Genomic DNA, 13,880 nt, shown 5'->3' on the forward strand with positions numbered 1-13,880 from the left:
ATCGAATCTTTGTGATCTAAAATTTTCATCAAAAAGCCTTAACCGAACCGTATTGTCCCTTGTCCCCCTCGTCTCCCTCATCCCCCCACCTCAATTACGGGTGATAATTTTTTCGGCATTCGGGTGCATCTGGATTTTCCTTGCAGTATTCTTCAAAAGAGACTTTGGCTGATACCATACCCTCAGATTTCTGATGAGCTGCTTCTGCTTGGAGTTCTTCTACTTCATCCCAGGCGACTGCACAGGGCTTAGAATAAGCACCTTGTTCGGTGCAAATAGCACGAGCCTGATCAATTGCTTTTTTAATTCTCTCTTCCAGCAGTAACGCTCTTGGCGCTTCTACAAAGTCGCTTTTAGTCAAAATGTCGGTAATCGAGATGATGCCGAGCAGCTTGCCTTGAATCACAGGTGCTCGATGAATACCAGTGTTAGCAAATAACCGCGCTACATATTCCACACCCAAATCAGGATTGACCACAATGCAGGGTTTGCTCATAATTTCATAAACCCGTACTTGCTTTGGGTCTTTACCGTAGGCTGTTATCTTATAGACAATATCTGTTTCTGTCACAATACCATAAGCATCATTGTCATAGCGGCGATCCACAACCAGCGCCCGCAATCCTTTATCTTTCATCAGCCCCACCGCTTCAGCAACAGTTGCCGAACCGCGAATGGTAACTACCTCTTTAGTCATGATATCTTCAGCTTTCATCATTGCTGTAGTCTCCTGGTTAATAGTCCGGTGCAGCACAGCGCCCTCATGGACGTATCGAAGCATTGCAGCGCACAGTTGGCTAACTAAAAAGTAAAAAAAGTTGAACTTTTGCCCAGCTACAACAATAAGTTAGACCAGTTATCAATTTCTGATGTTATCCAATGTGACCAAATAATTACTAATTCGTAATTCGTAATTCGTAATTCGTAATTGAAGAGGGTACAGCAGTCTTTGGAAGCGCTATATTTAGAGCCATTTATTTTTTAATTGCCGACAATTGCCAGATTTTCCAGAAATAGCTAGAAGTCCAATTGGTAATAATGTGAGCGACAATCGGCACTAATAAGTTGCCCGTGAGCAGGGTGCTATATGCCAATATCATCCCGACAATCGTTGCCCAAATCACATAGGGCCATTGTTGGGAACCGCTAAGATGCAAGATACCAAAGCAAAGACTGGATACAATTACAGCTGTAAAATCAGAGCCTAAAGCTGGCAGCATCACACCTCTAAATAATAATTCTTCACTCAAACCTGGTAGCAACCCCAGCCAAATTAAGTCTGGTAAAGCTAAAGGTTTTAGTACCACTTCTAGGTAATAATCTGCACTTTTACGATAGGCAGTCCAAAGGCGATAAGTTAAGCCACTTAACGCGGTGATGAGGAATCCCAATCCTACACCTAAAAGCAACTCTCTTTGGTTCAAATCCCAAGAAAATAGGGAAAAGTTGCCAAAGTATAACGAAAGTTTGGCGACTATCAACAAAATGATTGCAGTCGCTCCCATCGCTCCAAGTACTTGGATACGCGTCAGGTATGGAATTTCTGGCTCTTGCTTTTGTTGTTCAACCACAGGTTTTTAAGGGGAGTTGGGCAGGGGACAGGGGATAGGGGACAGGGGGCAGAGGGGCAGGGGAAGAATAACTAATAACTAATGACAAATGACTAATGACAAATGACTAATGACAAATGACTAATGACTAATTGACTGCAAAGGTAATAATTTGGGGCGGAGAGCGGAGGGATTGATGCCTGCTTTGTGTGCCACTAATACACCCACTGCTTCTAAATATGAGTTTACTTGTATAGATTTGATCCCCAAGGGTTGGGGAGGAACTTTTATCAGAGTTTTATTTTCTTCTACTGTAATTATTTGGCATCGTCTTTGGCTTAAACTTAGTAAAGCACTACTACCACAAGCATTTGCCGGTGCGATCGCAGCATCCACTTCATCTGCCCAAATATCTCCTGGCTGTGATGCCATTGATCCTTTCTCTACTATAAATTGTGGGGCACGACTTAATCCTACAAGCACGCACGGCAAAAAGGTATAGCCCAATTCTTCGGCGGCGGAACGGGGAGATAAATCAGGTTGTGGAGGTTCGCTCAAAAGGGCGGGAGAATGGGCGCAAGGAATTTGAAAGGTTCGCACTAGCAAATGGCTAATTACGGCTTCTGCACCCGCTAAAGAATCTACACCTTCACCCTGGCGGTATTTTTGTACTGCTTCCTCATCCATATCATCGGGGAAACGGGCAACAACTGCGATCGCTTCTGCCCCCGCTTTTTTAATTAATATCTCGGCTGCCCTTAACAAGCTATCTGGGTTGCCAATTGTTCCCCAACTAGCTCCCGATGCTGTAGTCCGTAATTCTACATTTAATGGTGCATCAGTAATCACATAATCTGTTAAAGTTAATCCCAGAGTTGCTCTGACTGCATCTGCGGCTTGTATATGTCGTAGCCGTAACTCTGGCTCAATGGCTTGGTCTAAAAGCAAACCTACTTTGTTGTTGCGGACTGGACGCAAACCCCAGCATCCAGAGGCGAATTTGTCAAGACCGTAACCTTCAACATAGAAAGCGTTTGGAAGATTCCAGTATAAACTTGCACCATTAAGGACATTGGGGTGAGTAATTAGGCGATCGCAAACCTGTGCTATAACTCTAGCAACAGGCAAAGCGTCTCCTGCATAACCCCCAATGGCAGCCCCAATGCCTGTTGGTACAATTAAAATAGCGGTATACGGACGATTCATCTTAAGTTAAGAGTGATGAGTTTATAAATCACAAGCCATCAAATCCTAACCCTTGTAGAGACGCGATGAATCGCGTCTATCTTAATCGCGTCTATCCTAACTCTTAACTGTAGTCACCACAGCTTCAACTGTAGCTTTTTGTTCGTCAGTATCTACAGAAGTAACTGCCCAACGCAGAGGTTCGCCTTGTTTCTTTAACTCTGTTTCAATTACTTCTAGTAACTCTGCGGGAGTTTCTTGTAAATCAATTTCTGCGGTAATAAAATGAGTCGTCATTTTGGTAAATCCTGTTGATTTGTAGTTTCTAGAATAGCTGATTTCATCTGCGATGAAATACTTATGTAATTTATCAGATTTAGTAATCTCAGTGAACAGTTATTCAGTTATGAATAATCATCCGATATACTGATAACTGTTCACTGATTATTTGCCTTTGCCAAATTGTAACTGATAAACTACATCTTCCTTTTCTGTCTCCAGTTTCAAATCAGAAAGGGGTTTGGCAACACAAAGCAATACGTAACCTTGCTTTTGTAAATCTGGACTAACGCCCATACCCTCAGCTTGATCCACAGTTCCCTCGCTTATTTGACCGGCGCAAGTTGTGCAAACACCTGCATTACAAGAACTCGGTAGTTCCAAACCAGCAGCTTCGGCAACTGATAAGATCGTTTCATTTTCAGGAACTTGCAAGGTATGAATTTTGCCTTGGTGATCAATTTCTACGGTGTAAGTTTTGGGCATATACAAAAGAAGCGTGATGCAACGGACAAATGTATTAGTTTATCTGAATTAGTTAAAAATATCCAGATATTACTATAAAAATTTAGGTTAAAGATTGATAATTATAGCAACTAATTCTGAACAATCTTTAGATGAGTAACATTAATTACTATACAATACACAAATAAATTAGTTAAATTTGCTTACTATAAATATGCGCGTAGGCGTAGCCCGCCGTAGGCATCGCGTTTCTTTAGAGACTGTATCTGTAAGTCTGCCTTTTGGCATTGGTTCGATGTCTTGGAAAGTTGACACCACACAAAAGAAGGCGGCTTGGTCGCTTTATGTGGAAGATTTACAATCACCTAAATTAACTGCTTCTACTCGGTCAAGCCTTGCTCTAATATCGCGCAAAGAGTCAAACCACTCAGAGAAAGGATTTATACCATTAACGCTTAAATAACTCCTGATCTCCTTTGGTGAAACTTCCATCTTGAAATTTTTTCCAACTCTGCGATCGCTGTAAATCAACAATATACACTATGTATCGATGATTGCACTCACCAACGAACTTTGGTCATCAATGTTACAACATTAAGCCTTAAAGCTAGAACATTAAGCCTTAAAGCTAGAACATTAAGTCTTAAAGTTACAACATTAAGTCTTAAAGCTAGAACATTAAGCCTTAAGATTACAACATTAAGCCTTAGAGCTTTAACTTTAAGGCTTAAGGTTACAACATTAAGCCTTAAAGTTAAAGCGATCGCTGATAGCGGTTCTCAATTGCATAGAATACAGACCATTTATAGGGGCACAGCATTGCTGTGCCCCATTGTCTATTGCTTAAACATAATATTATTTGGCTGAAAATCGACCTTTAATGATTAAATTACGAGAAATCACGGACACAAATAAAAACTTTTACTAAAAAAATGCGCTTTTTGCTGAACCAAAATCCAGGTTAATTGAGACAAAATAGCTGTGTAAAGCTTTTAAAAGTGTAAAATTATGACTCGAAAAAAACGTAGTTCCCGGATTTTAGAAAAAGCTGAGTTTAGAGTTGCCGGGTTAAAAGCTATCGATCCAAAGATCAATTTTGATGATACTCACAACTTGCAAAACCTGACTCAATTAATAGACAATTTTCACAATATGCTTGATGAGTATAACGCTGCTCTAGCTATGATTGACTCTTCTAGAAAAAAGCTGGATGAGATGGAAAAAACCTTAAGTCAGATTTCAGACAAGATGCTGACTGGGGTTGGTTTCAAGTACGGCAAAAACAGCAACGAATATGAACTTGCAGGCGGCGTTAGAGACAGCGAACGTATCCGTAAAAGCAGATTGACACGTTTGAAATCTAACACAGATAAAACATCAGATGAAAATGCTCTAACCGCCTAGTACCGCTATGCGGAAGTCAAAAGGCTTATAGAATCTGCTTTTAACTTTTTTAGAATGGTATTTGTAAAAATTAAAGGTGTCCAGAACCCCGACTTCTTTGAGAAGTCGGGGTTATATTTCATCACGAATGATTCAGGGCTGCTATATAATAATGCATTAACCCAGAACTTCCAAAATCTTAAAATTGAATGACCAGGTTTATCCATGATAAATTCGCCAAAGACTATCTAGAAGAACTACTAAAAGATTACGGAGAAGTCAAAGCATCAGAAAAAGTCTCAGGAGAGATTAAAGAAATAGATGTTTTATTCACTCCTGCAAAACAGCAAAGTTCTAATATACAAATACTGGGTTTGTTAGGAAGATTTGCCCAACAGCCTGCAATTATAGAACCATACCGCAATCCAGCTTCTACCGATGAAATCTGCGACTGTATTCTCAAATTATTAGAAATCAAGGCTCTCTTACGACGAGAAACTAAAGCCAATAAAACCAAACTTCAGGACTCAGAAATTCCAAAATTGTGGGTTCTTACACCTACCATATCTGAAACTAGATTGTCTAGCTTTGGAACTATGCAAAAAACAGGTTGGTTATCAGGAGTGCATTTTCTCCCAGATGCCTTGCGGACAGCAATTGTAGCAATACACCAACTACCCCAAACACCAGAGACATTATGGTTGAGACTTTTAGGTAGGGGAAGCGTGCAGTCACAAGCGATTATCGAGTTGCAAGCGTTACCATTAGATCATCCATACCAAAAAGCAACTCTTGAATTAGTTTACAACTTGCGCGAAAACTTGAGAGTAAACCAAGAATTAGAATCAGATGATCGGGAGTTAATTATGCGATTAGAACCACTTTATCAAAGAGACAAAGAACAAGCTATACAGTCAGGAGAACAACGTCTAGTTATACGCTTACTTAATCGCCGTATTGGTGAAATTGATACATTATTAGTTGAGCGAATTAAAAGTTTATCGCTTGAACAATTAGAGAATTTAGGAGAGGCATTACTAGATTTTTCTAGTGTTGGTGATTTAGAAACTTGGTTAAACCAACAATCAATCTAATTCATTATTACTACGCCTAGCGACTAGAAGTCGCGGCTATACAGACGAAACCCACCTCCGTGGGTTAAAAATTCTTGATTTACTCTTAGTCCACGTAGGTGGACTTTGTTTGTGTAGCGAATTCCATTCGCCTTTTTAAACTGCAAACAACTGATTACCAGTAAAGCTTTCAGTAATAAAAGTAAGCTAAACTCTTATAGCCAAGTATTGACTAAAAATATTTCATAATTAAAGATAGAACATCCCAATGGAGAACATAAAAATGCTAGAACAATATCGTAAACACGTTGCTGAAAGAGCAGCACTCGGTATTCCTCCTTTACCATTGGATGCGAAGCAAACCTCAGAATTATGTGAATTACTGAAAAATCCGCCCAAGGGTCAAGAGGAGATATTATTACATTTATTGCGCGATCGCGTTTCTCCTGGTGTCGATCCAGCAGCTTATGTCAAAGCTGGATTTCTCACCGCCATTGCTAAGGAAGAAATCACCAGTCCGTTGATTGCGCCCATCGAAGCAGTGCAATTGCTGGGCACAATGATTGGTGGTTACAACGTGCAATCTCTAATCGATTTGCTGCAATTGCCCACTGTATCCCTCTCCGACTCATCCGAAACACCTCTAGTAATGGGCGGACAAGGAAAAGAACCCATTTCTGCCTACGCCGCCAACGCCTTAAGCAAAATCCTTTTGGTGTATGACGCCTTCCACGATATTTTAGAGTTGTCTAAAACCAATCCTTTCGCCAAGCAGGTGATTGACTCCTGGGCGGAAGCTGAATGGTTTACCATGCGCCCCACTGTACCAGAAGCGATTACTGTCACTGTTTTTAAAGTTCCTGGCGAAACCAATACCGACGATTTATCACCCGCCCAAAGTGCCACAACTCGCCCAGATATTCCCTTACACGCCTTAGTGATGTTAGAGTCACGGCAACCGGGAAGCTTGGCAAGCATTGCCGAACTGAAGAAAAAAGGGCATCCTGTAGCTTACGTGGGAGATGTAGTTGGTACAGGTTCCTCGCGGAAATCTGCCATCAACTCCGTATTGTGGCATACAGGAAATGATATACCTTTTGTGCCAAACAAACGCGCTGGGGGTTATGTTTTAGGTGGTGCGATCGCGCCAATCTTTTTTAACACAGCTGAAGATGCCGGTGCTTTGCCTATTCAGTGCGATGTCACCAAACTCGAAACTGGCATGGTAATTACCATCCATCCCTACAAAGGCGAAATCACAAACGAAGCAGGCGAAATCATTTCCACCTTTGCCCTCAAACCTGACACCATCCTCGATGAAGTCCGCGCAGGTGGACGCATCCCCCTACTTATTGGACGTACCCTCACCGATAAAACTCGTCTTGCACTTGGTTTAGAACACAGCACAGTCTTCACCCGTCCCCAGCAAGCTTTTGATACAGGCAAAGGCTACAGCCTAGCACAGAAAATGGTAGGTAAAGCTTGCGGATTACCTGGTGTGCGTCCCGGCACATCTTGCGAACCCATCATCACCACCGTTGGTTCTCAAGATACCACAGGCCCCATGACCCGCGACGAATTAAAAGAACTCGCCTGTCTTGGTTTCAGTGCAGACTTAGTGATCCAAAGTTTCTGCCACACAGCAGCTTATCCCAAACCAGTAGACATCCAAACCCATCACGAACTCCCCGATTTCTTTGCTTCTCGTGGCGGTGTCGCCCTCCGTCCCGGTGATGGTATCATCCACTCTTGGTTAAACCGGATGCTGCTACCCGACACCGTAGGAACTGGCGGCGACTCTCACACCCGCTTCCCCTTGGGTATTTCCTTCCCCGCCGGTTCTGGATTAGTAGCGTTTGCAGCCGCCTTGGGTGTGATGCCTTTAGATATGCCAGAGTCAGTTTTGGTAAGATTTAAAGGAGAATTGCAACCAGGTATCACCCTGCGCGATGTCGTGAATGCCATACCCTACGTGGCAATTCAAAAAGGTTTGCTGACAGCAGAGAAGCAGAACAAGAAAAACGTCTTCTCCGGGCGAATTCTTGAAATAGAAGGTTTGCCAGATTTAAAAGTTGAACAAGCCTTTGAACTCACCGATGCTAGCGCCGAACGTTCTTGTGCCGGATGCACAATTAAGCTGAGTGTAGAGACAATTTCGGAATATCTGCGTTCTAACGTAGCGTTGCTGAAAAATATGATAGCACGGGGCTATCATGATCCGCGTACCATGCTGCGCCGTGTGGCCAAGATGGAAGAATGGTTAGCAAATCCCGTGTTATTAGAAGGCGATGCCGATGCGGAGTATGCCGAAATAATTGAAATTGATTTGAACGAAATCAAAGAACCAATTGTTGCTGCTCCCAATGACCCCGATAATGTTAAGTTATTATCGGAAGTTGCTAATGATCCAGTGCAAGAAGTATTCGTCGGTTCTTGCATGACGAATATTGGTCATTATCGGGCAACAGCAAAAGTTTTAGAAGGTGCAGGTGAAGTGAAAACTCGCTTGTGGATAGCACCACCAACCCGCATGGATGAACACCAATTAAAAGAAGAAGGTGTATACAGCGTTTTTGGGGCTGCGGGTGCGCGTACAGAAATGCCAGGATGCAGTTTGTGCATGGGTAATCAAGCGCGAGTTGCTGATGGCACAACAGTGTTTTCTACCTCTACCCGCAACTTCAATAATCGCATGGGTAAAGATGCGCGAGTGTATCTTGGTTCAGCAGAATTAGCCGCAGTTTGTGCCCTGCTGGGACGGCTTCCGACAGTGCAGGAATACTTGGATATTGTGGCGAGTAGAATTCATCCTTTTGCAGATGATTTGTATCGGTATTTGAACTTTGATCAAATTGCTGGTTTTGAGGATGAAGGGCGAGTTATTTCTCAAGAGGAGCAGGCTTTGTTGGTATAGTTTAATTAGGTGGGTGTTATGCCCACCTAATATTTAGTGTTTCCAAGAGGAATATTAATGAATAGTCCATCTTTTATAAATGAAAAAAATCTTTATGAACAAGATTTTTACTTGTGGACACAAACAATTGCCCAGCAGTTAAAAGAAAATAATTTTAATGAAATAGATATACCTAATCTAATTGAAGAACTTGAAAGCATGGGGAGAAGTGAAAAACGCGAGTTAAAAAACCGATTAATTGTACTATTGATGCACTTGCTGAAATGGCAATACCAACCAGAAAAACGTAGCGAAAGTTGGCGCAGTACCATTTCTGAACAACGTATCTGTATTGAAACATTATTAGAAGATAGTCCCAGTTTGCAACCTCTACTTGCAGAAGTATTTGAAAACTGTTATCAAAAAGCTCGTCTCAAAGCATCTGATGAAACAGGAATTAAATTAAATTTCTTTCCTCAAGAATCACCTTTTACATTAGAAGAAACGTTAAAAAATAGTTATTAAGTTGGAGGAAGGAATGAATTTTTATACCGTCGTACTCAGAAAAAACTCTGGCTATTAGGTTGCTTTATGTTTAGAAAACGGCATTGTCGGGCAGGGAGATGGTCAAGAAGATGCAATTAAAAAACTGAAAGAAGCAATTGAATCTTTTGAAATTGTTTATGAGTCTGAAAGTAATATTTATAAATCTCCCGTTTCAATAAATGAATTACATGAATTTTTATTTGTTTAAGGTAAATACATAATATTGTATTTAACTGCATTAAAACCAACCTAAAATTCAACTTATTTTAACTGATTTTTTCTAGCCATATTTTTAACGCTCGATTAATGATATGTTTAATGTCATCAACAATTATCTCATCATTCGCTGATTTTTTAAAGATTAACTGTCCACCTTTAATATGAGTAATATTGTCTGGATCTAGTTCCTTAGCCATTGAATTGAAACTTTTGAAATAAATAAGATTTTTGGAATTTCCTGGAACGCTATAAAAAGTATAATCAATACTAAGACATGATAGTTTTTCCCAAGATATACTTCCTTCTTTTAAAGGAATATATCGCCAATATGTTAAATATTCATCCGTTGTAATTGTATCAATTTGCATTCTGACAATAGTTTTATTTTGGCGGTTGGGAATAATTAACCATAGAAATAAGAGAATCTTTTTCGATTTTCTATCAAAACATAACTCTGCACATGGTCTTATCTTATCCTTGCCATATTTACTTGCATACATAATACTTTTATTCACTACTATTTCTTCTAACCTACAATCAAAAGTTAATATCTGATGTCTAATTTTCGTTAAATTTTCTATTTCTGTGTTGGTTAAAGAACCTAACCAATCTAAGAATAATCTTGGTGGTTCAGGAATATTATCGTTTCCTTGATTTTGGAGATGAACTTCTTGATAATTAATTTTTATAATCTTTGTTTCTGATTGATTATGAATTTGAGATAAATGAAAATAAAATTCATTGTTTTCATAAACAATGAAAAAAGTAAATAAACTAAATTTAATCTACTGTGTTTTTCATCAATTAAATTATGACGATGAAAGCTCGGACATATCGCTAGCAACCGAATTTCCTTATCATAATTAATATTAGTTTTTGAAGGTTGTTCTTCTAACAAATTGTCATAATAGCGTGTAAGTTGATTAATCACATATCTATCTTCTGTATTTTTTAGTTCAATAATAGCTAGTTGATTATTTTCTCCTGTTGCTAGGATGTCACAAATTTCTCCTTTTATAGATAATTGGCGGGTTAAGGGCTTTAGTTCAAATATTTCTTCTAAATTATCCCAAACAAAATTTTCTAATTCAGACTCATCAATAAATTTCCAGCCTTGCTCAGTTTTACGTAATGCTACGTTCTTTTGCATAATCTAAGTTAAGTAATAATAGGTAAACAATCTGATTATTTTTTAAACAATATAGACTTATATATTTAATTTATACTAAAAATTATCTGATGTCCTTATTTGGGATAAGTAAAGATAGTGAACTGCGATCGCACCCTCTCACTTCGCACACAGACCTAACCCCCCAACCCCCTTCCCTACAAGGGAAGGGGGAGAAATCCGGCTCCCCTCTCCGCTTCGGAGAGGGGTTGGGGGAGAGGTCAATCATAATCTAAAAATAAACACCTATTTTCATACTTTATAAATGAATAATCCAACACCCGAAGAACCCTATCCATTGAAAAAAGAGGGAACTCGCAATATTGTAATCGGATACAAAGCAGACTTAGTTAAAGTGCAACGTGCCAAAGAACTTCGTCAGCAAATGACACCAGAAGAAAAAATTCTTTGGCAACATCTTCGTGCTAATCGCCTGAATGGTTTTCACTTTCGCCGTCAACAGATTATCAATGGATTTATCGCAGATTTCTACTGTCACTCAACTGCATTAGTGATAGAAGTAGATGGCAAAATTCATGAACAACAAGCCGAATATGATGCAGAACGGGACAAAGTTTTGTTAGCTAGGGGACTGCATTTGTTGCGAATTAAAAATGAAGAAGTTAGACACGAACTTGATAAAGTCTTGATGCGTATTTCCACAGCTTGTTCTCAAGAGACCTAACCCCCCAACCCCCTTCCCTACGAGGGAAGGGGGAGAAATCTAGCTCCCCTCTCCGCTTCGGAGAGGGGTTGGGGGAGAGGTCAATCTATGCGATCGCTGTAAATAGTGTATCTTTGTCTGATACATACATCATGTAATATCTGGGAATTTCGTTTTTGAAACTTCTCCTAAATACTTTCACTAGGAAACTTTAGTATTATCTGCCTTTCAACGCTTTTGGTGGTTAGCATAGGCATCGCCTATTTATTACTATTTCTTAATTCCATTTTCTGCGTATTTTGTCAATACCCAAGTCCTGAATTTATTTATTTGTCGGAAGTCCCTTACCCAATAGTCAATTTGGGGGTAAAACTGGGGTAATGTAAAAGGGTCAGGGTGTTTACAAAGCAGCTGTGTTGAATAAAAATTATGTTGTCCGATCAAAGCAGATTTTATCCCATGACGACGAGGGTCTTCTGAATAAGTATAGGCTTCTATGAATTGCGATTTGATACACGGGTGTATATCCGTTAAACGGAATTTGCGCTCCTCAATACCATATATTATTGTCAAGTTAAGCGCTTATATCTTGCAATAGATAACTTTTACCCTCACGACTGGAGAGCAAAATCTTGGGAATAGAACTACGCAGTTTCGTATTTCTCGACAACCTGCAACCTCAACATGCAGCATATATGGGAACAGTAGCCCAAGGCTTCTTACCATTACCAGGAGATACATCACTGTGGATTGAAATCTCTCCTGGTATCGAAATTAATAAGATTACGGATATAGCCCTGAAATCTGCCTCTGTCCGTCCAGGAGTACAGGTAGTTGAACGACTCTACGGGCTATTAGAAGTTCATTCTAGCTCCCAAGGCGAAACACGAGCTGCTGGTCAAGCTATTTTGGCGGCACTGGGAGTCAAAAGAGAGGAATGTCTCAAACCGCGGGTTATTTCTAGTCAGATTATCCGCAACATCGATGCTTATCAAACACAACTGATTAATCGCACGCGCCGGGGACAGCTACTACTAGCAGGTCAAACACTATATGTATTAGAAGTGGAACCTGCTGCTTATGCCGCACTGGCTGCCAATGAAGCGGAGAAAGCAGCGAGGATTAACATTCTTGAAGTTCAAGCTGTAGGTAGCTTTGGACGGCTTTACTTAGGTGGACAAGAACAGGATATTCTAGCAGGGGCGGCGGGAGCATTAACGGCCATTGAAAGTGTCGCTGGTCGAGTAAATTCTCTGGGTGGGCGTCAGGAGTAAAGGAGAGAAAATGGCAAATCGAGAGCATCTAACTTTACTCAAAGCAGGTGCAGTTACATGGATTGAGTGGAGAAAGAAAAATCCCCAGATTGAACCAGACCTCAGCAGCGCGAATCTGCAAGGCGATAACCTCAGAGGCGCAAACCTCCAAGGGGTAAACCTGAGAAAAGTCGATTTGGGTAATGCTTTACTGGTGCGAGCTAACCTCAGTGGTGCTGACCTCAGTAGTGCCAACCTCTACAAAGCCTTTTTAATTGAAGCTAATCTGAGTGCGGCTAACTTCAGTGTTGCTAACTTAAGTGGTGCTGTACTTACGCAGGCGGATTTGAGTCATGCCAATCTGATTGGAGCCGATTTGAGTCAGGTGGATCTTAGAGGCGCTGCGATCGCATATGCTAATCTGATTGGCACTGACTTAAGAAGTGCTAACTTGAAAGATGCCGATTTAGGTGCAGCAAAGCTGATGCGGACTAACCTCTCTTTTGCCAACCTCATTGAAGCTAACTTGATTGCAGCTGACCTCAGCGAAGCGAGTTTGTATGAGGCGGAAATGTTGGGTGCTTATCTTTACAAAGCTGACCTCTACAAAGCAAATCTGAGCAAGGCTCACCTCAGTGGTGCATACCTGTTGCGGGCTAACCTTAGTGAAGCTGACTTGAGTCAAGCAGAATTGAGTTGGACTAACCTCAGAAACGCGAATTTAGCAGGGGCAAATCTCAGAGGAGCTAACCTTAGAGGAGCCGACATTAGGGGAGCTAACCTCAGCGGTGTAAATCTTCAGGAAACAATTATGCCTGACGCTTCAAGGCACGATTAGTTTACAGCCGACATTTTGCACCTTAGACTGTCACAATCAGTTTTTTGGGATTTTTATTATTGTATTTAAAGATCCCAGCCAAGACTTACTGCATTTAGAGGTTGTTTGAAAAGTCTAATTTATTACTCATCGGGCGACTAGAAGTCGCGACCATACAGACAAAACCCACCTCCGTGAGTTAAAAACTCTTAACTCATCCCCCGGCTTGAAGCCGGGGGGAAATCGAAGTCATTGGTGTTAATGACTAATGACTAATGACCAATGACTAATGACCAATGACTAATGACTAATGACCAATGACTAATGACCAATGACTAATGACTAATGACCAATGACTAATGACCAATGACTAATGACTAATGAC

At 40.6% G+C, this 13,880-nt stretch carries 15 protein-coding genes; 8 read left to right on the forward strand and 7 right to left on the reverse strand.

The features are described from left to right. Positions 1-94 precede the first annotated feature (94 nt). The 5 genes from ABF638_RS33140 to ABF638_RS33160 form a co-directional block, all read right to left on the reverse strand. Complete coding sequence (locus ABF638_RS33140; RefSeq protein ID WP_435027071.1) at positions 95-718, reverse strand: CP12 domain-containing protein; 624 nt, start codon at positions 716-718, stop codon at positions 95-97. Between the two features lie 256 nt (positions 719-974). Next, the gene (locus ABF638_RS33145; RefSeq protein ID WP_435027059.1) at positions 975-1,571 is read right to left on the reverse strand and encodes a CPBP family intramembrane glutamic endopeptidase; all 597 of its coding nucleotides are present in this window, start codon (positions 1,569-1,571) and stop codon (positions 975-977) included. 120 nt (positions 1,572-1,691) lie between these two features. Continuing rightward, a complete protein-coding gene (locus ABF638_RS33150) occupies positions 1,692-2,756 on the reverse strand; it encodes a DUF3326 domain-containing protein (RefSeq protein ID WP_435027060.1) in 1,065 nt (354 codons plus the stop codon). 96 nt (positions 2,757-2,852) lie between these two features. Further along, on the reverse strand, positions 2,853-3,032 hold the full coding sequence (locus ABF638_RS33155; RefSeq protein ID WP_012408584.1) for a hypothetical protein: 180 nt from the start codon (positions 3,030-3,032) through the stop codon (positions 2,853-2,855). 147 nt (positions 3,033-3,179) lie between these two features. Beyond that, on the reverse strand, positions 3,180-3,500 hold the full coding sequence (locus ABF638_RS33160) for a 2Fe-2S iron-sulfur cluster-binding protein (protein WP_435027061.1): 321 nt from the start codon (positions 3,498-3,500) through the stop codon (positions 3,180-3,182). Between the two features lie 193 nt (positions 3,501-3,693). On the opposite strand from ABF638_RS33160, the gene ABF638_RS33165 reads away from it, so the two are divergent. From ABF638_RS33165 to ABF638_RS33185, 5 genes are all read left to right on the forward strand, one after another. Beyond that, complete coding sequence (locus ABF638_RS33165) at positions 3,694-3,942, forward strand: hypothetical protein (protein ID WP_435027072.1); 249 nt, start codon at positions 3,694-3,696, stop codon at positions 3,940-3,942. Between the two features lie 545 nt (positions 3,943-4,487). Next, positions 4,488-4,883: a hypothetical protein gene (locus ABF638_RS33170; protein ID WP_435027062.1), complete on the forward strand. Its 396-nt coding sequence runs from the start codon at positions 4,488-4,490 to the stop codon at positions 4,881-4,883. A 188-nt stretch (positions 4,884-5,071) separates the two neighbouring features. Then, positions 5,072-5,956: a DUF4351 domain-containing protein gene (locus tag ABF638_RS33175; RefSeq protein WP_435027063.1), complete on the forward strand. Its 885-nt coding sequence runs from the start codon at positions 5,072-5,074 to the stop codon at positions 5,954-5,956. 262 nt (positions 5,957-6,218) lie between these two features. After that, complete coding sequence (gene acnB / locus ABF638_RS33180; RefSeq protein WP_435027064.1) at positions 6,219-8,849, forward strand: bifunctional aconitate hydratase 2/2-methylisocitrate dehydratase; 2,631 nt, start codon at positions 6,219-6,221, stop codon at positions 8,847-8,849. Between the two features lie 57 nt (positions 8,850-8,906). Next, positions 8,907-9,353, forward strand: coding sequence for a DUF29 domain-containing protein (locus ABF638_RS33185; RefSeq protein ID WP_435027066.1), 447 nt, complete (start codon positions 8,907-8,909; stop codon positions 9,351-9,353). Between the two features lie 287 nt (positions 9,354-9,640). On the opposite strand, the gene ABF638_RS33190 is transcribed toward ABF638_RS33185, so the two are convergent. Both ABF638_RS33190 and ABF638_RS33195 read right to left on the reverse strand, forming a co-directional pair. After that, positions 9,641-10,108: a hypothetical protein gene (locus ABF638_RS33190; RefSeq protein ID WP_435027067.1), complete on the reverse strand. Its 468-nt coding sequence runs from the start codon at positions 10,106-10,108 to the stop codon at positions 9,641-9,643. 170 nt (positions 10,109-10,278) lie between these two features. Continuing rightward, a complete protein-coding gene (locus ABF638_RS33195) occupies positions 10,279-10,743 on the reverse strand; it encodes an endonuclease NucS domain-containing protein (RefSeq protein ID WP_435027068.1) in 465 nt (154 codons plus the stop codon). Positions 10,744-11,026: 283 nt separating this feature from the next. Between ABF638_RS33195 and ABF638_RS33200 the strand changes: the two genes are divergently transcribed. The 3 genes from ABF638_RS33200 to ABF638_RS33210 all read left to right on the forward strand — a co-directional run bounded on the left by ABF638_RS33200 (position 11,027) and on the right by ABF638_RS33210 (position 13,516). Continuing rightward, on the forward strand, positions 11,027-11,446 hold the full coding sequence (locus ABF638_RS33200; protein ID WP_435027069.1) for an endonuclease domain-containing protein: 420 nt from the start codon (positions 11,027-11,029) through the stop codon (positions 11,444-11,446). Between the two features lie 611 nt (positions 11,447-12,057). After that, positions 12,058-12,699, forward strand: coding sequence for a hypothetical protein (locus ABF638_RS33205; protein WP_104908762.1), 642 nt, complete (start codon positions 12,058-12,060; stop codon positions 12,697-12,699). A gap of 10 nt (positions 12,700-12,709) precedes the next feature. Then, the gene (locus tag ABF638_RS33210; RefSeq protein ID WP_435027070.1) at positions 12,710-13,516 is read left to right on the forward strand and encodes a pentapeptide repeat-containing protein; all 807 of its coding nucleotides are present in this window, start codon (positions 12,710-12,712) and stop codon (positions 13,514-13,516) included. Positions 13,517-13,880: the final 364 nt, after the last annotated feature.

Source organism: Nostoc sp. CALU 1950, assembly GCF_051172895.1.
GTDB lineage: Bacteria > Cyanobacteriota > Cyanobacteriia > Cyanobacteriales > Nostocaceae > Nostoc > Nostoc edaphicum_A.

Bases quoted from the DNA above. Each gene is read 5' to 3' on its own strand.
- ABF638_RS33140 (WP_435027071.1), bottom strand. From the start codon at position 718: ATGATGAAAGCTGAAGATATCATGACTAAAGAGGTAGTTACCATTCGC.
- ABF638_RS33150 (WP_435027060.1), bottom strand. From the start codon at position 2,756: ATGAATCGTCCGTATACCGCTATTTTAATTGTACCAACAGGCATTGGG.
- ABF638_RS33155 (WP_012408584.1), bottom strand. From the start codon at position 3,032: ATGACGACTCATTTTATTACCGCAGAAATTGATTTACAAGAAACTCCC.
- ABF638_RS33160 (WP_435027061.1), bottom strand. From the start codon at position 3,500: ATGCCCAAAACTTACACCGTAGAAATTGATCACCAAGGCAAAATTCAT.
- ABF638_RS33165 (WP_435027072.1), top strand. From the start codon at position 3,694: ATGCGCGTAGGCGTAGCCCGCCGTAGGCATCGCGTTTCTTTAGAGACT.
- ABF638_RS33170 (WP_435027062.1), top strand. From the start codon at position 4,488: ATGACTCGAAAAAAACGTAGTTCCCGGATTTTAGAAAAAGCTGAGTTT.
- ABF638_RS33175 (WP_435027063.1), top strand. From the start codon at position 5,072: ATGACCAGGTTTATCCATGATAAATTCGCCAAAGACTATCTAGAAGAA.
- acnB (WP_435027064.1), top strand. From the start codon at position 6,219: ATGCTAGAACAATATCGTAAACACGTTGCTGAAAGAGCAGCACTCGGT.
- ABF638_RS33185 (WP_435027066.1), top strand. From the start codon at position 8,907: ATGAATAGTCCATCTTTTATAAATGAAAAAAATCTTTATGAACAAGAT.
- ABF638_RS33195 (WP_435027068.1), bottom strand. From the start codon at position 10,743: ATGCAAAAGAACGTAGCATTACGTAAAACTGAGCAAGGCTGGAAATTT.
- ABF638_RS33200 (WP_435027069.1), top strand. From the start codon at position 11,027: ATGAATAATCCAACACCCGAAGAACCCTATCCATTGAAAAAAGAGGGA.
- ABF638_RS33210 (WP_435027070.1), top strand. From the start codon at position 12,710: ATGGCAAATCGAGAGCATCTAACTTTACTCAAAGCAGGTGCAGTTACA.